Source organism: Nitrospira sp. Nam74 (assembly GCF_965152615.1).
Genome location: NZ_OZ224220.1, coordinates 4,658,125 through 4,681,079 on the forward strand (window position 1 = coordinate 4,658,125; position 22,955 = coordinate 4,681,079).

Annotated in this window: 24 protein-coding genes; 6 read left to right on the forward strand and 18 right to left on the reverse strand. The window is 55.3% G+C overall.

Annotated features, from left to right (window positions below):
• Positions 1–15 precede the first annotated feature (15 nt).
• The 4 genes from ACWHYZ_RS21970 (at position 16) to mutS (ending at position 5,323) form a co-directional block, all read left to right on the forward strand.
• The gene (locus ACWHYZ_RS21970; protein WP_447984797.1) at positions 16–1,614 is read left to right on the forward strand and encodes an NAD(P)H-hydrate dehydratase; all 1,599 of its coding nucleotides are present in this window, start codon (positions 16–18) and stop codon (positions 1,612–1,614) included.
• 47 nt (positions 1,615–1,661) lie between these two features.
• Positions 1,662–2,171: a tRNA (adenosine(37)-N6)-threonylcarbamoyltransferase complex ATPase subunit type 1 TsaE gene (gene tsaE / locus ACWHYZ_RS21975; protein ID WP_447984798.1), complete on the forward strand. Its 510-nt coding sequence runs from the start codon at positions 1,662–1,664 to the stop codon at positions 2,169–2,171.
• Between the two features lie 175 nt (positions 2,172–2,346).
• Positions 2,347–2,679 (forward strand): LapA family protein, encoded by a 333-nt coding sequence (locus tag ACWHYZ_RS21980; RefSeq protein WP_447984799.1) that lies wholly within the window; start codon positions 2,347–2,349, stop codon positions 2,677–2,679.
• A complete protein-coding gene (mutS, locus tag ACWHYZ_RS21985) occupies positions 2,672–5,323 on the forward strand; it encodes a DNA mismatch repair protein MutS (RefSeq protein ID WP_447984800.1) in 2,652 nt (883 codons plus the stop codon). Before ACWHYZ_RS21980 ends, mutS begins: the two co-directional genes overlap by 8 nt.
• 54 nt (positions 5,324–5,377) lie before the next feature.
• Here the strand turns inward: mutS and ACWHYZ_RS21990 are convergent, their stop codons facing one another.
• From ACWHYZ_RS21990 to ACWHYZ_RS22060, 15 genes are all read right to left on the reverse strand, one after another.
• The gene (locus ACWHYZ_RS21990; protein WP_447984801.1) at positions 5,378–6,052 is read right to left on the reverse strand and encodes a hypothetical protein; all 675 of its coding nucleotides are present in this window, start codon (positions 6,050–6,052) and stop codon (positions 5,378–5,380) included.
• 65 nt (positions 6,053–6,117) lie between these two features.
• On the reverse strand, positions 6,118–6,633 hold the full coding sequence (locus tag ACWHYZ_RS21995; protein WP_447984802.1) for a hypothetical protein: 516 nt from the start codon (positions 6,631–6,633) through the stop codon (positions 6,118–6,120).
• Positions 6,634–6,930: 297 nt separating this feature from the next.
• On the reverse strand, positions 6,931–8,184 hold the full coding sequence (locus tag ACWHYZ_RS22000; RefSeq protein WP_447984803.1) for a M16 family metallopeptidase: 1,254 nt from the start codon (positions 8,182–8,184) through the stop codon (positions 6,931–6,933).
• Position 8,185: 1 nt separating this feature from the next.
• Positions 8,186–10,285, reverse strand: a complete 2,100-nt coding sequence (gene pnp, locus ACWHYZ_RS22005) for a polyribonucleotide nucleotidyltransferase (RefSeq protein ID WP_447984804.1) — start codon at positions 10,283–10,285, stop codon at positions 8,186–8,188.
• A 140-nt stretch (positions 10,286–10,425) separates the two neighbouring features.
• Positions 10,426–10,695: a 30S ribosomal protein S15 gene (gene rpsO, locus ACWHYZ_RS22010; protein WP_447984805.1), complete on the reverse strand. Its 270-nt coding sequence runs from the start codon at positions 10,693–10,695 to the stop codon at positions 10,426–10,428.
• A 22-nt stretch (positions 10,696–10,717) separates the two neighbouring features.
• Positions 10,718–11,710, reverse strand: coding sequence for a tRNA pseudouridine(55) synthase TruB (truB, locus tag ACWHYZ_RS22015; protein WP_447984806.1), 993 nt, complete (start codon positions 11,708–11,710; stop codon positions 10,718–10,720).
• Between the two features lie 8 nt (positions 11,711–11,718).
• On the reverse strand, positions 11,719–12,132 hold the full coding sequence (rbfA, locus tag ACWHYZ_RS22020; protein WP_447984807.1) for a 30S ribosome-binding factor RbfA: 414 nt from the start codon (positions 12,130–12,132) through the stop codon (positions 11,719–11,721).
• A 10-nt stretch (positions 12,133–12,142) separates the two neighbouring features.
• Positions 12,143–12,424: a DUF503 domain-containing protein gene (locus ACWHYZ_RS22025; protein ID WP_447984808.1), complete on the reverse strand. Its 282-nt coding sequence runs from the start codon at positions 12,422–12,424 to the stop codon at positions 12,143–12,145.
• A 35-nt stretch (positions 12,425–12,459) separates the two neighbouring features.
• Positions 12,460–15,117, reverse strand: coding sequence for a translation initiation factor IF-2 (infB, locus tag ACWHYZ_RS22030; RefSeq protein ID WP_447984809.1), 2,658 nt, complete (start codon positions 15,115–15,117; stop codon positions 12,460–12,462).
• A 35-nt stretch (positions 15,118–15,152) separates the two neighbouring features.
• Complete coding sequence (gene nusA / locus ACWHYZ_RS22035) at positions 15,153–16,322, reverse strand: transcription termination factor NusA (RefSeq protein WP_447984810.1); 1,170 nt, start codon at positions 16,320–16,322, stop codon at positions 15,153–15,155.
• A 36-nt stretch (positions 16,323–16,358) separates the two neighbouring features.
• Complete coding sequence (locus ACWHYZ_RS22040) at positions 16,359–16,835, reverse strand: ribosome maturation factor RimP (protein WP_447984811.1); 477 nt, start codon at positions 16,833–16,835, stop codon at positions 16,359–16,361.
• A gap of 108 nt (positions 16,836–16,943) precedes the next feature.
• A complete protein-coding gene (locus tag ACWHYZ_RS22045) occupies positions 16,944–17,786 on the reverse strand; it encodes a D-amino acid aminotransferase (RefSeq protein WP_447984812.1) in 843 nt (280 codons plus the stop codon).
• On the reverse strand, positions 17,779–18,102 hold the full coding sequence (locus ACWHYZ_RS22050) for a protease inhibitor I42 family protein (protein WP_447984813.1): 324 nt from the start codon (positions 18,100–18,102) through the stop codon (positions 17,779–17,781). Before ACWHYZ_RS22050 ends, ACWHYZ_RS22045 begins: the two co-directional genes overlap by 8 nt.
• Before the next feature lie 134 nt (positions 18,103–18,236).
• Entirely contained in the window at positions 18,237–18,554 is a 318-nt protein-coding gene (locus ACWHYZ_RS22055; RefSeq protein WP_447984814.1) for a Rieske (2Fe-2S) protein, read from the reverse strand.
• Between the two features lie 29 nt (positions 18,555–18,583).
• Complete coding sequence (locus tag ACWHYZ_RS22060) at positions 18,584–18,982, reverse strand: DUF192 domain-containing protein (protein ID WP_447984815.1); 399 nt, start codon at positions 18,980–18,982, stop codon at positions 18,584–18,586.
• A gap of 288 nt (positions 18,983–19,270) precedes the next feature.
• Here ACWHYZ_RS22060 and ACWHYZ_RS22065 point away from each other — a divergent pair, with 288 nt between their 5' ends.
• On the forward strand, positions 19,271–19,618 hold the full coding sequence (locus tag ACWHYZ_RS22065; protein ID WP_447984816.1) for a 4Fe-4S dicluster domain-containing protein: 348 nt from the start codon (positions 19,271–19,273) through the stop codon (positions 19,616–19,618).
• Positions 19,619–19,737: 119 nt separating this feature from the next.
• The gene (locus ACWHYZ_RS22070; RefSeq protein ID WP_447984817.1) at positions 19,738–20,073 is read left to right on the forward strand and encodes a hypothetical protein; all 336 of its coding nucleotides are present in this window, start codon (positions 19,738–19,740) and stop codon (positions 20,071–20,073) included.
• Positions 20,074–20,181: 108 nt separating this feature from the next.
• On the opposite strand, the gene ACWHYZ_RS22075 is transcribed toward ACWHYZ_RS22070, so the two are convergent.
• From ACWHYZ_RS22075 to ACWHYZ_RS22085, 3 genes are all read right to left on the reverse strand, one after another.
• Positions 20,182–20,661, reverse strand: coding sequence for a hypothetical protein (locus ACWHYZ_RS22075; RefSeq protein WP_447984818.1), 480 nt, complete (start codon positions 20,659–20,661; stop codon positions 20,182–20,184).
• Between the two features lie 185 nt (positions 20,662–20,846).
• A complete protein-coding gene (locus ACWHYZ_RS22080; RefSeq protein ID WP_447984819.1) occupies positions 20,847–22,430 on the reverse strand; it encodes a fused MFS/spermidine synthase in 1,584 nt (527 codons plus the stop codon).
• A gap of 56 nt (positions 22,431–22,486) precedes the next feature.
• Positions 22,487–22,897, reverse strand: a complete 411-nt coding sequence (locus tag ACWHYZ_RS22085; protein ID WP_447984820.1) for a CBS domain-containing protein — start codon at positions 22,895–22,897, stop codon at positions 22,487–22,489.
• Positions 22,898–22,955: the final 58 nt, after the last annotated feature.

Below are 22,955 nucleotides of genomic sequence, written 5' to 3' on the forward strand. Positions count from 1 at the left end.
TCGACACCCGGCCCCATGAAGATCGTGACAGCCGCCCAAATGCAGGCTCTGGACCGCCGCACGATCACGGAAGCGCATATCCCCGGCCTGACACTGATGGAACATGCGGGCACGGCCGCCGTCACGGCCATGGAGCAGACATATGGTCCCCTCGTAAATAAGCGCGTGACGATCTTGTGCGGAAAGGGCAACAACGGCGGGGATGGGTTCGTCGTGGCCCGCTTGCTTCGGCGTAAACGCGCACGTCCATCCGTCCTTCTCATGGCACACGCCAAAGATCTGCAGGGCGATGCCGCTCGGATGTATCGACGGTTTGTCCCGGCGGCCGGTTCCGCATCGGTCCATGCGAGCCCGAATATCGACCGCGTGCGATTCCAGCTTCAATCCGCCGATCTCGCCGTTGATGCCATCTTTGGAACGGGACTCGCATCACCGGTTTCCGGCGCCTATAAGACCGCCATCGATCTACTGAACGAAATCAGCGCGGAGACGCAGTGCCCTGTGGTGGCGCTCGATCTCCCTTCAGGAATTCATGCTGACACGGGCGCCGTCTTAGGGGCGGCGGTGCGGGCTTCGCTGACCGTCACATTCGGGTTGCCCAAGATAGGACTCTACCTGGGAGAAGGCATCGATCATGCGGGGAACGTGTGCATCGTCGACATTGGAATTCCGCCCTCCTATACTGGCGCTGTTGAAAGCCGCGTCTCGTTGATTACATCCGAACGCGTTCGCGAGGTGCTTCCCCCTCGCTTACCATCAGCGCACAAAGGGACATACGGGCATGCTGCGATTATCGCAGGCTCCATCGGAAAAAGCGGCGCAGCAGCCATGACTACCACCGCAGCACTCAGGATTGGAACCGGTCTTGTCACCGTGGCCACACCGGCCAGCGTAAATCCAGTACTGGAAGCGAAAGTACTGGAGGCCATGACTGTTCCCATGCCTGAAACGGAAGCGAAGAGTTTGGCCTCCTCGGGTTTAGAACAGCTTGTCTCTTTCGCCAATGCTCGAAGCGCCGTGGCCATCGGGCCTGGATTAACGACTCACCCCGACACCAGCAGGCTCATACAAGCGCTGTTGAGGCGGTTGGAAAAACCATTTGTCCTGGACGCGGACGGCTTAAACGCGGTCAGTGAAAAAACCTTGATCCTCAACACGTGCAAGACTTGCCCGGTCTTAACGCCTCATCCCGGCGAAATGGCACGACTCGAAAAAACAAATGCGCACGCAGTGAATGCGGATCGAATCGGGACGGCAACCCGTTTTGCCGAGCAACATGGGGTCATTCTGGTCTTAAAAGGGGCGCGCACCATCGTGGCAAGACCGGACGGCCAGGTGGCGATCTGCCCGACCGGCAATCCCGGGATGGCGACCGCGGGTACGGGAGACGCATTGACCGGTATCATTGTCGGTTTGTTGGCGCAGCAGTTGAGCCCCTGGGATGCGGCATGCGCCGGGACCTATGTACACGGGTTGGCCGGCGATCTAGCAGCCAGCGAATTGGGCCAAGCCGGGATGCTCGCCGAGGACTTAATTGCCCGCATTCCCTTTGCGCTGAAACAGACGGCCATGCATAAGCATCACCGCTCACCATCATCAATACATCTGAAATGAACACTCCAGCCACTCGAGAATCCATCCCCACACCTCATTCATGGTCCATGGTGTCACGGTCTACCGCTGACACTGAACGTCTCGGCCACATGATTGGAAACGGTTTGCAAGGCGGAGAGGTGTTCGCCTTGTATGGAGAAGTCGGAACAGGAAAAACAGCATTGATCCGAGGAATCGCCGCAGGACTAGGAGCAGCCCCGCGCACAGTCAGTAGCCCGACGTTTGTCCTGATCCATGAGTATCAAGGCCGCCTCCCTTTGGCACATGCCGACCTCTACCGACTTGATTCTCTCCAGACCCTGCCGCATCTGGGGTTGGAGGAGTATTTTGATGGACGGACTGTCGTCGCCGTCGAATGGGCCGAACGAGCGGGCAACGAACTTCCACTGGATCGCGCTGAAATACGGTTTGCTCATCAGAGTCCCACGGAACGAACGATCATGATCACAACCACAGGACTACGCGCATACGAAGCATTAACGCGTATATTCGGCCACGCCGGTCAATTACAATTCGGCAAGCCGTCACCACCGCCGGCCTCCCCCTCAACTGGGTGATACACAGCATGAAAGTGATGTGGATTCCTTCACTAATGGCCTCTATCAGGAGAATCGGGCGATCGAGTACCGGGTGGCTGTATTCAAGGTGCGAAAGCGTCTAGCGGAAGAGGATGGGTCTACTGCTGCCTATCAAAGGATCTGTGCATGCCATGATGGATGAGCCCCAAAAACCATGATCAGACTTGTCTTGGTTGGAATATTGTTGTTGCTGTCGCTCTCTTTTTTCCTGCACAACCAGGAGCAGGAGGTTACGCTCCGCTATTTCTTCGGTCAATTATCGGTTTCCACGCCTATCTACAAACCTATCCTCAGCGCCTTCGCCATCGGCCTTCTTGTCGCTTCAATCCTACTCTTCCCGGCATTGGTCCGTGGACGCATTGAGTTGAGACGCAAGACGAAGGCCTTGCAAGAAGCGGAAGCTGACTTAGAAGAACTACGCGAATCCCTTGGTAAACTTTCCCCTCCGCCGGCGAATCCCTCTGAGGAGGAACTGCAGAATGACTGAGAGCGATCTCTCTCCCTTGATGCGTCAATACCGGGATGTCAAGCATACCTATCACGATGCCATTGTGTTCTTTCGCGTCGGCGACTTCTATGAAATGTTTTATGAAGACGCAGAGATTGCCTCCCGGTTACTTAATATCGCGCTGACCTCCCGCGACAAATCCAGCGCCAAGCCCGTTCCGCTGTGCGGTGTGCCGCACCACGCAGCAATGAACTATATTGCCAAGTTACTCAAAGCCGGTCGAACGGTTGCGCTCTGCGATCAAGTCGAAGATCCAAAATCAGCCAAAGGTCTTGTCAGACGGGAAGTCGTGCGCCTCTACACACCGGGAACGTTGACGGATAGCGAACTGCTGCCACTATCGGAATCGCTGTTTTTGGTAGCCATTGCGTCTCCTATCCACCCTATCCAACAGATGTTTGCGCCACAGTTTGGACTTGCGGCGCTTGATGCCTCGACAGGGCAGTTTTGGGTTATGGAGCTCTCTGGAGAGGCCGCTTCGGTCGACTTGCAGGATGAACTGTATCGTATAGAACCGCGTGAGCTGCTATACTCTTCCAACCTGGCTTCGTCCGTGCAATCTTGCCTGCAAGCCATTCGCGGCGCACGACTCTGCCCTCAGGATCCGGCGACATTTGACTTCACTGATGCGCAACGCCTTCTGCACGAGCATTTCGGCGTCGCGTCCCTGGATGGGTTTGGATGCCGCGGACTGAGTCTGGCAATTCAAGCGGCCGGGGCTGTCATGCGCTATGTGCGCACTACGCAGCCGACGGCGAATTTGAGCCATATTGCACGGCTACAGGTCCGACACAGCCATCACGCCATGCATTTAGATACCGCCACCATTCGGAATCTGGAATTGCTGAAGTCTTTATCCGAAGATCGACAGGATGCGACGCTGCTCGCCGTCTTGGAAAAGACCGTGACGGCCATGGGCAGTCGACTCTTACGAGAATGGATTGTACGGCCCTTACTGCACCCCGCTGCCATTCAGGCGCGCCACGAAGCGGTAGACCAACTGATGAAGGAGCTGCCGGCCCGGGCGCATACCAGAACGGCGCTCCGAAGCGTACAAGATCTGATGCGCCTGAGTAGCCGCATCACAATGGGCGCCGCCACACCTCGAGAAGTGCTGGCCCTGAAGCAATCGCTAGTGGTGCTACCACAGTTACGCGCTTCACTGTCTTCCTTCAATGCACCATTGCTTCAGCAACTCCTTCAAGGATGGGATGATCTCACCGATGTGCGTGCGCTGATAGAGCGCAGCATTCTACCCGACGCGCCGACGACAATCCGAGAAGGGGGGATCATTCAAGACGGGTACCATGGCAGCCTCGACGAACTTCGCCAGACCTGCAGGGAAGGGAAGCACTGGATCGCCAGATTAGAACTTCAGGAGCGCGAACTCACGGGAATCGAGTCGTTGAAAATTCGATTCAATCAAGTCTTCGGATATTACATCGAGGTCACCAAAGCAAACGCGGCCAGGGTCCCCGACCGTTACTTTAGAAAGCAAACACTGGCGAATGCCGAACGATTTACCACGGCAGAACTAAAGGAACTCGAAGAACGCGTGACGGGCTCAGATCTCAAGCTCATCGCTATGGAGCAAGACCTGTTCGAGCAAATCCGCGCACAGTTGGCAAAGGAGTCGCATCGGTTACAAGCCATGGGATCCATTCTGGCCGTGCTTGACGTGCTTGCCGGCTTCGCTGAATCTGCCGCCCTCCATCGCTACGTTCGCCCCGTGCTTCATGAAGAAGGAACCATTCGGATTCTGGAAGGGCGGCATCCTGTCGTGGAACAGCTAAGCTTGTCTGGAGGATTTATTCCCAACGACACCTTTCTGGATTTGCAGAACGATCGGTTGGTAGTGTTAACGGGTCCGAACATGGCCGGCAAAAGCACCTATCTCCGGCAAACTGCGCTCATTGTTCTCCTCGCACAAATTGGAAGCTTTGTCCCGGCCCATCGCGCAGAGATTGGGGTGGTCGATCGAATTTTTACCCGCGTCGGAGCAAGCGATAATCTGGCCGGCGGCCTAAGTACGTTTATGGTAGAGATGACAGAAACCGCTCAAATCCTCAACTGCGCCACTTCACGCAGTCTCATTATCCTTGATGAGATTGGCCGAGGCACAAGCACCTATGACGGGTTGAGCATCGCATGGGCGGTTGCGGAGTACATCTTGGATCCCAGTCATCTTGGTGCGCGTACCTTATTCGCAACGCATTACCATGAGATGACTGAGTTAGCTGAACACCGGGCAGGCGCCAAGAACTACACCGTCTTAGTGAAGGAGCAAGATGAACGGGTGCTCTTTCTTAGAAAGATTGTCCCGGGCGGCGCTGATCGTAGTTATGGGATCCATGTGGCTCAATTAGCGGGGTTGCCCTCTGCCATCATCATTCGAGCAAGGGAAGTATTGGACCAATTAGAGTCTGCACACACACCCTCGTCGAACTCGCTCCAGATGCGGACAGACGCCAACGTCGACCGACGATTGCCCGATCCGACACTCCCCACGCCTCACCCTATGATCGAGGAGGTCCGGCAGATGGACCTCTTTTCTATGACGCCATTGGAAGCGCTCAATCGCCTTGCCGACCTTCAGCGCCGAATAGAAAACTCCGCACAATAAAAAAGGCGGTGGCCTTCTGAGCCACCGCCTTTTTCACACGCCCGTTCTAACAAATTAGTGGCTGCTGCTTGCGCCCTTTCCTTCGTTATACGTAGCCGTCCATGGGATCAGGCCGGCAGCGGGCTTTCCACCAGGAAGTAACACATCGTATTGCATAGGGAGAGTCTTCTCGCCCTTGGGAGTCGTATTCAGCTCCTGCTTCCCTTTATAACACGCTGCATCATACTCCCCCTTGCCTTCGCAGTCCTTTGTCCGAAGAGCCGAAATGCTTCGGGGCTGGCTCGGTTCGCCCGCGACTTCCGGCAGCTTCTTCACGGATGAAATGACGCGCCGATTCTGCTCAACTTCTTGTGCCGTAAACTCGACAAGTGTCGTCGGTGAGCCTGGCGGCACTTCTTTCGCCGCAGCAGGTCCTGCATGCGGACGCGCCATTGACTTCAACTGATCGAAGACTTCCTTGTTGGAAGCATAGAACTTGAGATTCTTTCCAGGATGGACTTTCTGCCAGAAATATCCACTTTCGGCATTCCCCCCGAAAACTGCGACATTAATCCACACGGCTTCATCGTATGGATCGAGGATGATCACCCGGCCTTGCAACGTGGTCGGCTTGCTCATGTCTCCCCACTCGAACCGTTCCTGAAATGCTTCGATTGCAAGGGCGGTCGTGGCCATGCCGGCGACAAGAGCCATGGCGGCGACAAACGCCCATCCCTTCCTCTGTGTCATAATTGCACCCTCCTTACCAGGATCTATGAATGAATAATGAATCGAAATCGGCAACGTGCTGAACCCTAATCTTCTTTGAGCACCTTGAACCCGGTGATGGTCCGTCCGTCCAGCGTGACCTCCATTGCGACGAGGTCCTGGGAGGCCTTAATAATTTGGTCCATCAACGCCTTGTCCTTCACGTTCAGACGAACCGTGGTGGCAGCATGATACCAGCCAGAATAGGGATTGTTTTTCTCTGGTCCACCCGTAAAGCCCCACGCGCAGCAGGTAAAGAGAGGATCCGGCGGTTTCACGTCCAAATCACTTGATGCGCGACCAAAGGGGTTGCCTGAAGCTGGATCGCCGGTATTCCAATATTGAATGCCGAAAAGAATTTCCTTATCCGGGTTATCCGCCCACTGTGACCAGACGCGCCCCTTCAAGCTCTTGACCGGCTCCCCTTTTAGGGTTTGTTTGCCTGCGATACTCGCGACGCCACCGGGACCGGCTGGATCATCTGCTGCGACGGCAAGTCCTGCGGTCAGCACGCCGGCACAAAAAACTGTAGATATTGCGGCTATAACGACGCCCCTTCTCATACCTTGTCCCTCCTTCATAAGATCCCACATAATAACTGCCACCACTCTAAGAGATCGAGAAAAGATGATACTCAAAAGGCCTAAAGAAAGAGAAAGATGCCCCGGACATGAAAAGCTCGCACCTCCTTTCTCTTTTGTACTTTTTTCCACATTAACATGAGAGAATCAATCATAAGTAGGGGGTGATCGTACCCAATCAAATAATCCTTGTCAAGAAATTATTTGGTCGGGTTCGCTTGGGTACATGACATCTAACTATGTAGAACAGCAAGACTTTCCAGTCAGATTGCCATGCGATTAATTCAAGGCAGTTTGAAGGGCGCGTCCGGAAATAGGACCGAGGGCCGTCACGGATAGCGACTCAGAATCGAGGAGTTCATGAGCCAGACGGAGTATCTGCTCGCTGGAAATCCGATCGATTTCCGTCGTCATTTCTTCCAGGGACAGATACCGGCCGTGATATAACTCATCCTTGGCTAATTTACTCATACGGCTTTGCGTGCTCTCCACGCTGAGCATTAAACCGCCCTTGATCTGTTCTTTCACGCGCTGCAATTCTTTCCGATCCAAACCCTGCCGATGAACACGTTTCATTTCCCGTCGCACGAGTTCGATAACCCGCGCGGCCTCACGAGGTCTGGTCGCCGCATAGATCGTTAATGTGCCGGTATCGGAATAGGAAGAGGCATAGGAATAGATGGAATAAGCCAGACCGCGTTTCTCCCGCACTTCCTGAAACAATCGTGAACTGACGCTGCCACCGACCGCGGCATTGAGCGCGTACAGCGCGTAGCGGTCTTTGTGATCGAGTCGGAGTCCCTTCAATCCCAAACAGAGGTGAGCCTGTTGAAGCACCTTGCGGCGGGCGTGCAGACCCGCGTGAATCTCTGACGGCCAACGATTCAGATGGGAACGTTGCGATCGCGTGAAATGGCCGAAGCACCGATTCAGGAGCCTGACCAACTCGGTCGCATTAAAATTTCCGGCGACCGAAATCACCGTTTCAGCGGGATGGTAGTGGGTATGAACAAAGCGAAGCAGGCGCCCACGGCTCAATCCTTTGATGACAGCGGCCTGTCCGAGAATGGGGCGGCCCAGAGGATGCCCATTCAGCGCCTGCTCCATGTGCCAGTCTTGGGCGAGATCCTCCGGGTCATCCTCGACCATTCGCATTTCTTCGAGGATGACCTGCTTTTCTTTTTCGATTTCTTTCGACGCAAAAGTAGCGTGATGAAAGAGATCCGACAGGAGCGCCACGGCTTGCGGCAGGTGCTGATCGAGAACCTTGACGTAAAAAGTCGTCGTTTCGCGGCCCGTGAAGGCGTTCATCTCGCCACCTAGGGCATCGATCTCCCGTGAGATCTGCATCGCCGATCTGGTGCGAGTCCCTTTGAACAGCATATGTTCGATGAAGTGGGAGAATCCTTCCTCGCCCTTTTCTTCATCCCGTGACCCGACATTCACCCAGATGCCCACGGTAACGGATTTGGCGGACGGCATACGTTCCGTGACGACGCGGACCCCGTTGTCGAGCACCGTTTTCCGATACATGTCAACCTGCAGCAGGGGCGGTAGGCGCAGGCATGGTTTCTTTTCGGCTCAACCGGATTTTGCCCTGTTTATCAACTTCCAGCACCTTCACCATTATTTGGTCGCCTTCAGCGACCTCGTCGGACACGGCTTTCACTCGATGATGCGCTAATTGTGAGATGTGCACCAAGCCATCGGTCCCCGGCAGGATTTCTACGAATGCCCCGAAATCCATGATCTTCCGAACGGTGCCAAGGTACACCTTGCCGACTTCGACCTCTTCAGTCAGGCGGCTGATCATATCCTTAGCTTTCTGGGCCGATTCTTCGTCGACCGCAGCGATCGACACGTCCCCGGTATCTTCGACGTTGATCTTGACCCCGGTCTCTGCAATGATGCTGCGGATGGTTTTTCCGCCTGGGCCGATGACGTCACGTATTTTATCCTGCTTAATTTTCATGGTGAAGATACGCGGAGCAAACGCCGACAGCTTGGTTCTCGGCGCACTTAGCGTCGCGGCCATCCGTTCTAGAATATGCAAACGGCCCTCGCGCGCCTGGTTGAGCGCCTGACGCATCAAATCAGCTGTGATGCCGCCGATCTTAATATCCATCTGCAGGGCGGTCACGCCGTTTTTCGTCCCGGTGACTTTGAAATCCATATCGCCCAGGTGATCTTCCAATCCCAGGATATCGGAGAGAACCATGACGCGATCGCCTTCTTTGATCAAACCCATCGCAATCCCGGCGACCGGCTCTTTAATCGGCACGCCGGCATCCAGCAAGGCCAGCGTTCCACCGCAGACGGTCGCCATGGATGAAGACCCGTTGGACTCGAGAATGTCGGAGACAATCCGCAAGGTATATGGGAAGTCCTCTTTGGGAGGGATAATGGGCCGTAAGGCCCGCTCAGCCAGCGCTCCATGTCCGACCTCGCGACGTCCCGGCGACCGAAGCGGCCGCGCTTCGCCGACACTGAAAGGCGGGAAATTGTAATGCAGCATGAAGGCTCGGTAGTATTCGCCCTCTAAGGCATCGACCCGTTGCTCATCCTCGGTTGTTCCGAGCGTCACCACGGCTAAGCTCTGCGTTTCGCCCCGGGTGAAGAGCGCCGATCCATGCGTGCGAGGCAGGACGCCGACTTCGCTGGTGATCGGCCGGATAGCGGCGGGTCCACGACCATCGGCACGAACACCCCGCTCCAAAATCATTTCCCGCACTTCGGTGTATTCTAGTGAGTGAAATACCAGCTTGATGTGTCGCTCACGATTCGGATCATCCGTCTTAAGTTTGGCCACGGCCTCATCGCGAATTTGATCGAGGCGCTCCTGGCGGGCGGTCTTGTTGGGAATCAGGATCGCTTCGCGAATGGGTTGTGCGACGAGTTGACGGACCTGTTCGGTCAGCGCCGGATCGATGTTCTCGGCCTTGATCTCACGCTTGGGCTTCCCGGCCTCCGCTTTGAACTCTAAAATCTTTGCCACGATGCGCTTGATTTCACGATGGGCCGTCTCGATGGCTTCAATCATCACGGCCTCGGGCTGCTCGTGGGCTCCGCCTTCAACCATCATCACGGCATCGGCTGTGCCGGCTACCACCAAACTGAGTTCACAGGTTTCGAATGTCGTCACATCGGGATTGATGACAAACTGTCCGTTCACCCGTCCGATCTTCACCGCGGCGACCGGTCCTTGGAAAGGAATACTGGAGACCTCCAATGCGGCAGAGGCGGCAATCATCGCAATCACATCGGAACTACCGGTTTGATCCGCCGACAGCACCGAGGCAATCACCTGCGTTTCAAAATAATATCCTTCCGGGAACAGCGGTCTCATCGGACGGTCAATCAAGCGACTCGTCAGCACCTCCTTCTCTGAGGGCCGGCCCTCACGCTTGAAATAGCCTCCGGGAATCTTTCCGGCTGCATAGGCCTTTTCCTGATAATCGACGGTCAGAGGCAGGAAGTCGATTCCCGGTTTGACCGTTTGCGAGGCGACGGCCGTGGCCAGTATGACCGTATCTCCATAGGAAGCGAGGACCGAGCCGTCCGCCTGCTTTGCGACTCGCCCGGTCTCAAGGCGTAGCGTACGGCCTGCCAATTCAATTTCGACAACATGCATCATCCTGTGGTCTCCTTACGTTCTGCTCCACAGATGCCCACAGAGATAGGATCAAAGCAACCGCCTTGAACCAATGTCGGTGTTCACCTGTGAAAACAGCCCTTGTCGCTTCACGGCATGAATCCGCGAAGCGCGGGATGTAATTACTTTCGAATGCCTAACCGCTCCAACGTCGAGCGATACCGCGCGACATTGTGTCTCCGCAAATAATCTAGCAACCGACGGCGACGGCCGACCAGTTGCAAGAGTCCCCTCCGGGAATGATGATCCTTGCGATGAAGCTTGAAATGGTCCGTGAGATACGTGATGCGATTCGTGAGTATGGCAATTTGAACCTCGGGCGATCCCGTATCCGTGTCATGCTGCCGATACTGTTCGATTACCCCTGTCTTCGCTTCCTTTGTAAGAGCCATCGCTCACTCCTTAATTAGTTAATTAGTTAGACCCTATGGCCTGTCGCCCCGTCTCCACCAAAACCTTCACAATTGCGACGAAGCCGTCTGCACTGGATGAATTTCCCTGAACCAAACCGATTCCCAATAGGCGTGCGCTGGGGTCTTTGAGCCGCACAATTCGATCTCCCAGCAAGGTTCTCTCCGTTGAGGATGAGTTCCAATCCACGGCGTGAAAGGGAATAGGGACACCGTGCCGTGCTCGTTCAGCTGCCGCCTGGTTGACCGTCAACGCGGGTATGTGGGCGAGGGCTTCATCAAGAGCAAGCACTCGATGATTGACCCGTCCTATCCCGATCAGGTCCAGGGCTTCATCGATCGTACACGACTGTTCGATGTGCAGGGGCCCCACTCGCCGTCGCTCGAGTTCGAGAAGATGCCCCCCGACCCCAAGCGCCTCGCCGATATCAGCACACAGCGTTCGAACGTACGTTCCCTTTGAACACCGTACGCGGAACATGACATCCCGTCCATCGATGTTCAACACAGCGATGTCATACACGGTCACCTGACGGAATTCGCGCTCGACGGTTTTTCCTGCCCGCGCAGCCTTGTACAGCGGCCTTCCGGCCACTTTGACGGCTGAGTACATCGGAGGAAGCTGGTCAATCGTGCCTTGAAATCGAGCAAACGCACTTCGAATAGATTGATCCGTCAGTCCATCGGTTGAAGCGTCACTTAAGACGGTCCCCGTCGCGTCCAACGTGTCGGTCGTTTGACCCAAACGAAGCACGGCCTGATATTCCTTATCCCAGTCCAGCAAATACTCGGCGATCCGCGTGGCCCGCCCGATCAACACCGGCAACACTCCGGTGGCTGCCGGGTCAAGCGTACCGGCATGGCCGATGCGATTCCCCTTCAAGAACCCCCGTAATTTCGCCACGACATCATGCGACGTCCACCCCGAGGGCTTATTGACATTGAGGACGCCCTCGACACTCATCAGCCCCTGTCCTCGTTCCTTAATGGCCAACATGCATGCCACTAGTTTTCATGATGGTCTTCCGTTTCAAGCGGCCCGGCAGGACTGCCTTCCTGCGTGCCTGACGATCCTTTCAATTCGTGCAGAATCGACAGAATTCGATCGCCACGAGGCCCAGTCGTGTCTTTTTGGAAAATCAATTCCGGTGTATAGCGTAAATTCACCCGCCGTCCCAGCTCGGCGCGAATAAAGCCGGCCGCCTTCGCCAGACCGGCGAACGCGCCTGCTGCTTGCTTCTCATCGGGACCAGTCGTCACAAAGATCCTGGCCACTCGGAGATCGCTGGTCAGTTCCACATCCGTCACCGTGACGACTCCCACACGCGGATCTTTCGTTTTCCGCATGAGAATATCGGCAACTTCCATACGGATCTGATCAGCGACTCGCGTTGACCGCTTATAGGCTGTCTTTGACATCGTGCATCCACTAGAGAAATTCGATCTGAAATTTCAACAGCTCCACGGTCGGCACCGACCGAATCAAATTCAGGCCTTGATCTAAGATACGATTGACGTGTTGTTGTTCATTGGCCACACACGCCATTCCAAGCACCGTTTTTTGCCAAAGTTCCTGATCGCCCACCTCTGCCACAGATACATTGAACTTTTCACGTAGACGGTCCTTCAGGCTCAGCAGCACCTGCCGCTTCGCCTTCAGCGAGTGGCTGTCCGGAAGGTACAGCTCAATGGTGCATAGCCCGACAATCATGGGTGGAGCGGGAAAGAAGTCCTAGGCAGGTGACCTTATAACTTGGCCGCCACTTTATCAATGGTATAGACCTCTAGGATATCGCTCGGCTTTAAATCGCTGAAATTCTCGACGCCGATTCCGCACTCGTATCCTTGCTGCACTTCGCGCACGTCATCCTTAAAGCGTCGCAGCGAACCTAATTTCCCTTCGTACACGACGACATGATCTCGTATGACACGCACGCCCTGACTGGCCCTGGAAATCGTTCCATCGACCACGTAGCTTCCCGCAATCGTACCGGCCTTGGGAATCGTAAAGACCTGCCGCACTTCGGCTCGGCCCAATACCCGCTCCTTGAGCGTCGGCTCCAACAACCCTTCCATGGCAGCCCTAATATCGGCGATCGCATCATAAATAATGGTGTACAACCGAATATCGACACCCTCGCGCTCCGCCAAGGCGGCCGCCTTGGGCTCAGGGCGAATATTGAATCCGATGATAATGGCCCGAGAGGCCGATGCCAAGAGCACGTCCGTTTCCGTAATTCCCCCGACGCCGCTGTGAATCACGCGCAACTTGACGGCCGCAGTAGATAACTTTTGAACCGCATCCGATAGCGCTTCGGCTGAGCCTTGCACATCTGACTTGATGACCAAGGAAAGCTCTTTCACATCCCCTTCCTTGATGCGAGCATAGAGGTCATCCAGCGTCACTCTGCCTGAGCCGGCCGCCAATTCTGTTGTTCGTTGCTTCTGCAGTCGATCTTCAGCGACTTCTCGCGCGACGCGTTCATCGGCGACGACCACGAACTGATCGCCGGCTGCCGGGACACCGGGCAATCCATTCACTTCAACCGGAACGGATGGCCCTGCTTCGGTCACTTTGGCTCCCGTGTCTGTTATGAGCGCACGAACACGGCCGCTGAATGTGCCCACAACAAAGGCATCCCCAATGCGAAGGGTCCCGCTCTGCACCAAGACGGTCGCCACGGGGCCTCGCCCGCGCTCCAGCCTGGCTTCTACCACGGCGCCCTTTGCCATCCTGCTTGGATTCGCCTTCAACTCCAGCACCTCGGCCTGGAGGAGAATCATTTCAAGCAACGTCTCGAGTCCCACCTTTTGTTTCGCGGAGACTTCGACAAAGATCGTTTGCCCGCCCCAGGCTTCCGGAATGAGACTGTGCTCGGCCAGCGCATGCTTGACCCGGTCCGCATTTGCTCCGGGCTTATCGATTTTATTGATCGCCACGATAATCGGAACATTTGCCGCCGTGGCATGAGAGATTGCTTCGACGGTCTGTGGCATAACGCCATCATCGGCAGCCACGACCAAAATGACAATATCGGTGATCTTTGCGCCGCGAGCCCGCATGGCGGTGAACGCTTCATGGCCGGGCGTATCCAGAAACGTAATGCGCCTTCCATTCGCCTGCACCACATATGCGCCGATATGCTGCGTAATTCCGCCCGCCTCTTGCTCGGTTACCTTCGTCTCCCGAATGGCATCGAGCAGAGAAGTTTTTCCGTGATCGACATGTCCCATAATGGTCACGACGGGAGGACGTGGCTGAAGGGCTTCTTCTTCCATGACTTCTGCAACGTCTTCTTCGAGCAGCGCCTCTCCTTGCTTGTCGGCCGCGATCTCGACCTTCACTCCAACCGACTCTGCCAACAGGACGGCCGCATCCAAATTTACCGGCTGGTTCATGGTCAACATCTGCCCCATCTCCATCAACTTTCGAATCAAATCGCTGGGGCGCTGACCAACTAATTCGGCTAATTCCTTCACCGTCAGACCGGCCGACAGTTTAATCGTTTTCTTCCGAGGCTTCGTGATCTCTGCAACAGGAGAGGGTTGAAGGTGACGCGATCGATCCTCACGACGGTGAACGGGGATCGCCCGCAAGTCTTGCCACCGCGTCACATCCGCCCGGACTTTCACATCTTCTTCTTCACGAGTACGAAGCGCCTTTTTCGGCTTTTTCAGTTTTTCCTTCAAGCCCTCTTCAGGCGTCAAGGCGACCTTCTTGTCTACGGAAGCAACCGGCCGGGGTGGTGACGTGATGGGACTAGGCGGGGCCGCTGCCAATGCGGGGACACCGGGCAATTCAACCTTCCGGGATTCCCCTTCCCCCTCTTTATCCCTGCGGACGACATCTTGCTCCGGGACCACGGCTTCGGAAGGCGTATCCAGCGATAGATGGCTTTGGCTTGGCAAAGGTGCCAATCCAGGGGCTTCCACCGACGGTGCCGATCCAGAAGATATGGACTCCCTGCCCAACTCGGGCGCCGCAGTCGGGGATTCTAGAACCGGCGCCTGCGCGATGATGGCTTCCGACTCTATCTCCTCATCAGACTTTTTTCGCTTAATGAGAATACGTTTCTTGTCGGCCTTAGGGGCCTCTTCCACCGCCGCCATGGAGGCCTTCCCTCCAAGCGGGCTTCTGGATTCCTCCTCCCGGTCAGAACCCTTGCCCTCACGTGCCGAGACGACCGTTTTACCGGTTGAGCTTTTTTTCTGATCTCCGTCCGATCCCATCAGTCCCTTCTGCCCGGTCCCGGCCTTAGGCGTCAGTTGATCCAAAGCCTTTTGCACGGCGGCCTCATCAAGCGCGCTACTGTGCGACGCCACGGAAATTCCGAGGCGTTTGAGTTCGGGAATCAACGCCCGGTTTTCCATTCCGAGCTTCTTGGCTAACTCGTACACTCTCATGTTGTTCGGTCCCGTTTCTCTTCATCCCGATCAAGCTACAGAGCCGAAGGCGCTTCAGGTGCAGAGGCGGCCGCGGCTTCCTTCTGCGCGCGCGCCTCATCTTGCTCCCGTTGAGCCTCAGCTTCTTCAGCCAAGGCCGCCTTGATTTCCCTGTCTCGCTCGACCTTCTCCTTTTCGTATTCCGTGGCACTGATAATATCGATTTTCCAGCCGGTCAGCTTGGCGGCCAACCGCACGTTCTGACCGTTCTTTCCAATCGCCAACGACAATTGAGAATCGGCCACGACGACCAAGGCGGACTTTTTCTCCTCATCAATGCCGACCTTTTCAATGGAAGCAGGATTGAGTGCTTCGGCAATAAACACGCGCGGATCGGACGTCCAGGCGATAATGTCGATTTTTTCACCGCGCAACTCTCGAACGACGGCTTGCACACGAGAACCCTTGATACCCACGCATGCGCCGACCGGATCGACAGCCTTATCCCGCGACGAGACGGCGATTTTAGTGCGATCGCCCGGCTCACGCACCACACCTTTGATTTCCACGATCTTCTCCGAAATTTCCGGCACTTCTACTTCAAACAATTTGGACACGAACTGCGGATGCGTTCGAGACAGAATCACTTGCACGTCTTTTGGAGTCTTTCGAACCTCAACGAGGTAGGCCTTGATACGATCACCCCGGCGGTATGTTTCGCGAGGAATTTGCTCTGATGCAGGCAAGACCGCCTCGGTCTTCCCCAAGTCGACGAGGTAATTCCGTCGCTCCTGCCCCATGATGATCCCATTAATGAGATCGCCCTGCCGCGTGGAATACTCTTTCAGGACGGCTTCCCACTCGGCTTCTCTAACCTTCTGACAGATCACTTGCTTGGCCGTCTGAGCTGCAATCCGGCCCAATTCGTCCATCTCGATGAGCGATCCGATTTCATCGCCGATTTCCGCCTCCGTATCGATCCGGCGGGCTTCATTCAGCGACACCTCGGCCTTCGGATTGGTCACGGTCTCGACAATCGTCCGAAGAGAAATCACCGAGATCTCGCCGGTCTTCGTGTCCATCTGAACTTGGATATTTTCTCCTTGACCAAATCGTTTTTTCGCAGCGGTCTGGAGAGCAGACTCAACGGCGCCGATGATTCTGGCCTTATCGATACCTTTCTCTCGTCCGATTTGATCGATGACCGTGATCAGTTCTCGATTCATAAGACTGCCTCACTCCTCCCCGGACCTCTGACTAAACTAGAACTCCACCTCAAGACGCGCTTGACTAATGGCATCCCAGGCCAGAAGTTGCTGCTGTTCCTGCTTTGGTCCCGATATGTCGAGTATAATCCCATTTTCATTGAGCTCTCGAAGACGGCCACTGATACGCCACTGCCCCTGTACCGGACACGTAAGCTTCAGGGTCACCAGCTTTCCAATGGACCGCGCGTAATCCTCGCGCCGCTTCAGCGGGCGATCGAGGCCAGGCGACGACACTTCCAACGTATACGTATGCGGAATCGGATCCTCCACGTCGAGCGCGTGACTAAGCGACACATGAACCTGCTCACAGTCACTGACGTTCACGCCGTTCGGCTTGTCGATGAACACGCGTACCATGGTTCGCGCCCCCTGCCCGGTACACTCCACATCGACCAGCTCCAGGTCGAGCGCTCGGACGATCGGGGTGGCGATCGAGCGGACTGATTGCGCTATTTGTTCACACGCCGGCACAGCAACTTTCCGAAGAGTCGTCTTCGGCTCAAACAAAAAAGTGGGCTGCCGCCCACTTAGAAAATCGATTCACAAACTACCATGTCCAGCCTAGCGATGCAAGAGGGACTACGAGACAATCCCCTCCTTGAACAATGAACTTAACCGTTCGGTCAGGCGGCCTGGATATCCGCTTCCAACAGTTGCGTCATCGATTCGGACGACCGAGAGGACTTCCACTGTCGTGCCCGTTAAGAACACCTCTTCAGCGTGACGAAACTCATCCAGGCCGATGTTCCGCTCTTCCACAGAAATGCGCGCCTTTCTGGCTTGATCCACGACCAATCGACGCGTCACACCCGACAGAATATGCGGGCCTTCAGGCGGGGTAATCACACGGCCATCCCTCACGATCATGACATTACTCACAGCCCCTTCCGTCACCATACCTTGTCGGACTAAAACGGCTTCGAAAGCGCCCGCCTCCGAGGCACGCTGACGGGCCAGAACATTCGGCAAGAGAGCGATACTTTTAATATCGCAACGGCCCCAGCGCAAATCCTCCATCGTCACCACGGCCACTCCCGTACGCCGCAAAATCGGATCCAGCGCACGCATTTCCCGTATAGACATCACGATGGTCGGTGCCACCCTGCTGGGAAACAGGTGATCACGAGGCGCTGCCCCGCGAGTCACTTGCAGATAGACCTTGCACTCGGAATAGCCTGAACGCTTGATGCCCTCCAGAACCCAGTCCTTCCACCCCGTAGAACGACCCAGCATGCTTAAATGAATGGCCCGGGCGCTTTGCTGGAGCCGCTCCAGGTGCGCGTCTAGCTGGAAGGGCACGCCTCCGTAGGTGCGCACGACTTCGTACACCCCATCGCCGAACTGGAACCCTCGGTCTTCGATGGATACCTTCACGTCATCCAACGGCATGAACGCGCCGTTAAGAAAGCCGATATCAGGCATGCTCCACCCTCGAGATCACCCCATCATCCACCCCGATTAAAAAGACCCGTCGGTCTTCCGCTGTAAATTTCCACCCCATGCGCTTTTCAAACACGAGTCGATAAGTGCCGGGGAGCAATGCACGAAATTCAAAGGACCGACGACCTGAATCAACGGCATTATTGCTAACCGTCCGGAGAAAATCTTCATTCACCATCGCGAACGCAGTGGTATCGTACGACGGCACCCACAGCTCGCCCCTCGTCCGATCTTCCCAGAGATGAATCGAAAAGGTCGTTCCGGCGTGAGTCTTGATAATCTTCGCGTCTCGATCCAATTCGCCCATCCGTTTACTATTCGGGCTTATATTCAGAATGAGTCCGGATGCAACGATCGGGACAAGAATGAGAGGAAAAGCCAATCGCGTAAGTGCCGTTCATTGACTTCCACTCATGCGAATAAGAATGCCGATCAGAATTTACGGCGCCCACCGACGTAGATGTCATTCCCATCAACCTGCACTTCATAGCTTCCCACACAATAGCCGCCGCCGTCAGTCGCGTGGCCGTTCCGGATATCAAAGGCGAGGTCATGCCACGGACAGAAAATCACGCATCCCTTGCGCCGTCCTTGGGCAAGCGGCCCGCCTTCATGCGGGCATATATTGTAGATGGCGTGAAAGTGCCCGTCGATGTTGAACACCGCGATGGGCTTCTGGTCGACTTGCACAACCCTCACTTGACCAGGCGGTATATCGTCTACGCCGGCCACACGTATAAAACCATCCATGGGTACGTATAATTCTGCCGGTAAGAGGTTTACATTCGGAGGGTAAACTTCAATTCCATTCCGGGGACGACATGCTCCTGCTCAATAAATCCGGCCGCCGCTTGGATGACGTATCGTGCGTTTTCGGGAGGCGGCCCATAGGATGGGCAAGGGTCCTTTTCGCACGGCTCGGCATTAGCGATGACATGTACGATATGTCGACTTTCGTCCGCCCAAATCATATCAACCGGGATTTTGAACCCCTTCGTTCGCATCACGTGACGATCTGAAGTCTCGAAGATATACAGCATCCCGGAGTTTGACGGCAATCCCTCTCGAAAGGCCAGTCCAAAAAAAATCTTCTCGGGCGTGTCGGCGACCTCAGTTTCCAGTTGCATCCCGGTGGGAAAAGTCACAATGATCGTGTCGGCGTCCTTTTGATTCATCATGAACCAGCTGCCGGTCAACAAGAGCACCGACAGGGCGATCAGAACAAATATCCGGCTTCGCTTTGGAGCAGAGGCTACGGGAATCGATGGTTCCAATGCCTTCCTTTCTATCTTGCCACACAACTAGGCCCAACGACCCATATAGATCAAGGACATAGGGCTTCTTCTCTCGACGTTGCGTGTTGACTTGGATGAAAATCGCAGTCTAAAATGAGCACTCGTTTTACGGCTGAAATATGAGCCGTCACGATAAAGGTTGTCAATACAGCTTGTAAGGAGGCACGGGTCATGGCTCTCTTAATCACTGATGAATGCATCTCCTGTGGCGCCTGCCTACCGGAGTGTCCCAATGAGGCCATTTTCGAGACGCGCAGCGATGCTGAAAGTAAAGGCTATCATGTGGGGGACGGTCAAGGCGTCGGAGACAATATCTACATCATCACGCACGATCGTTGCACCGAATGCGTCGGGCACTTCGACGAACCGCAATGCGCGGCAGTATGCCCGGTCGACAATTGCTGTATCGCTGATCCGGCATATCCTGAAACAACCGATACTCTTCTCGAGAAGGCTCGCACCTTGAATCCAGATAAGGAAATAGACCCGAATAAAGTGTGGAGCGGCGTTCGAAACTAATCCCACTGCTTCTCTCTGAAATCAAAGCCCCGCTCCGGCGGGGCTTTTTTCTCTTGTCCCCCCCCCGCGCCCCGTTATCGATGTTATAATCGGGTAACAAACCGATTTAGGAGGCCCCTATGTGGTCTAAGATGGCTCTCCTCGTCATTCCCTTCGCCGCGTCGCTTTCTCTCTCTTCGCCGCTGGGTGCCAACACCGGCGATATTCCGATGGTGATTGAAACATTTGTGGCGAGGCAATTTCCTGCTTCCAAGAGTCATTTTTGGGTCGTCAACGACACTCATTGGCAAACTGACAATGAAGTCGTGGTAGACGTCAATACGGTCGTCTTGGACAAATCAGGCGAAACTCCAACGGCCACCCGATACTTATTGTTAATTGTTGGAGATCGACTCGCAGCCGCACAGAATATCCCATTGGACAGTACGGTGGACTGCCAGCCTGAACAAGCATAAGCCTTCAACAACAATTACACGAACAACGATCACAAAAGTAAAAGGCCCCGTCACGGAAGTGACGGGGCCTTTTGTTCTTCGCCCGAGTTTAACGAAGAGAGAACAAATTTACTTGATCATCACGATCTTGCCGCCGACGTGTCCAGGATGAAGCTGGCAACGATAGGCGAGGGTATTGCCCTGCGTCGCATAAAATAAATCACTCGTTGGAATGCCGATATATTTGGTCTCTCCAGGCTTCAGGACGAGCTCGGCCTTCAAGACCGTAGGGGCCTGCTGGGTTGTCTGGTCGGTCAGAAGAAAACCGTGCTCACTCGAGCTATTATTCGTCACTTTCAGCACCACAGGACGGCCCGGTCGCACTTTAAAATCGATGACGGTTGTTGGCGGATACCAGACCTTGAGATTTCCAATCTCAACAGCAAAGAGCTGCGCGTCGACTTCAAGCTCTCCAAACCGCTGGCCAACGACCGACCCCGTCTCCAAATCACCTACCTCGACGCCCCCCGCCTGAAGCGCGAACGAGGGGACCGCCCCTGCAACAATGACGACAAAGCCGAATAAAGCCGACGCCAACATCTTTCCCATAGCCCTACCTCCTTCGGAACAAGGAATGTGATGAGTTAATGATGAGGAATTACCGGCCCCGCAACGAATTTACTAAATCATGATTAAACTGCCGCTCCTTATAGCATAGGCTTCCGATGAGAAGCAAGCAGCTTCGCGATCTGCATTCTCCCCTTATGTTATCGATATTAAGCCGAATTTTCATTTTAAGACGGACCAGGATCAGCTTTTTCACGCCCTATTAACAAATCGTAGGGAGCATAATCATCGGTCAATACTAAACCGTACGGCCATTCAGATGCGTGTCGTGCTATCAAGAGTTCTGGCACACGCGCCGGCAATCGACCGTGTGCAATGAAATCAGACATACGTTCCAGAAACGCCGGCGTGGTCATGTCGGCCACAGATGGACCGGCAAAGAAAATGAGATTCTCCGCTTGCGGCTGATTCGGCGTCCTCCAGGGGCCTTTAACGCCAAAAGATTCGATCAGCGGGAACACCGTACGCAACGTTCCCACCACGGCTGAAGCTCGTTGGCGGTCAGGTCCGCCGCCGGACGACGCGAGGTTCACTGCGAGCACGCCATCATTTGTGAGGTGCGCACGCACTTCCTGAAAAAACTCTTGCGTCGTGAGATGAAACGGAATGAGATGCCGCGCGAACACATCCAGCCAAATAATATCGTATCGTGCATCGGTCGCTCGCAGAAATTTACGAGCGTCGGCTACATGAACATGGTGGGTAGAGACGGGATGATAGTCGAAATACTGCTCGGCAGCCCGGACGACCGACGGATCAACTTCAACGGTATCGACTTCCAAGCCGGGCCAGTGTGCCGCCAGCCATTTTGCCAAGGAGCCGCCGCCGTGCCCTAAAATCAGTGCCCGTTTCGGAGAGGGATGGACCGCCAGCGCAGCCATCATGACCTGACTATAGGGCAAATATAATTCAACGGGATCCGCCTTCCACATGACGGCATGGAACGTTCGATCCAAAATCAGATATCGAAAGAGGTCGTCCTCTCGCACGCGAACCTGCTGATAGGGACTGTCTTCCTGGTAGAGAGGAGCAGAGAGAACCAGGACAGGATGAAAGGCGAACCAACTAAGTCCAACTCCGCAGAGCATCAACAGCGCACTTCCAGTGACCTTTGCCACCCTGTGGGAGTTCACAGCAACCGCCCGCCACCACCAGAGCATACCCAAGGTCAGTTGCGTAATGGCCAGCAACGTCACCAACGCCACACTGCCCATCCACGTCAGGAGAAAAAAGGCCGTGCCCCAGGTTCCGACCAAGCTCCCAACTGTTGAGACCGCGATCATGCGACCGGTATGGCGGCCCACGTGCCCGAGATCGTCGATCGAAAGCCGAAGCAATGCCGGTAGCACACCGCTGAGACAAAACGCCGGCAAAGCCAAGAGGACACTCGCCGCGACGCAGGGCCCCCACCGGGGGTCTTGCACCCAGGCGGAAACCTGAAACATGACCGGTTGTCCCAGGCCGGCCAAGAGAAACGTCCACAAACCGGAAACCAATAGGAACCACGCGAGAACGCACCCGCCGCTATAGCGATCAGCTAGCCATCCGCCGGCGGCATAGCCGCTACTCATCGCGGCTAAGATCACCCCGATCAGAGCCCCCCATACAAAAAGGGAGTTCCCGAAGACCGGGGCCAAGAGACGGCTGCCCAAAATCTCCAAGGCCATCACGACTGCCCCCGTGATAAACGCAGTGGCAAGCGGCCACAAGGCCGACCAGGGACGAGGAGCATCAGCAAGAGGGAACGTCATCGGAGCGGTATGGTGAGAAGAAAATGGAAAATTGAAAAAGGCATGGGGTCCCCCGCCTAGAGAGTTCCCCAATTTTTGAAGTAGCGAAGGAGGTCGCGGACGGATACCATGCCGACAATCTGACCATCTTGCGTGATCGGGAGGTGTCGGATCCCGTGCTCGGCCATCAAATCACTGGCATCATGCGCAGAGCGATCGATCTCGATCGTAATCAATGGACTGCTCATGACGGTGCGGACTGAGGTGTGAGCCGGATCCTTGCCCTGCGCCATAGCTTTACGGACCAAATCGGCTTCGCTCACCACGCCGATATATGCCCTTTCCGACATCACCAAGGCAGCTCCCACTCGGGCATTCCGCATCAACGTGGCGGCCTCGATCAGCATGGCATCAGGATGGATCGTTCTGATGTTTCGATTCATCATCACAGCCAGCGGCCGCAACAGAACCCCACTCTGTGCACTCATCGAAACACCCTCAGAATGACTCGGAAGGAGACGCGATTGTACTGAACAGGCAAAACCT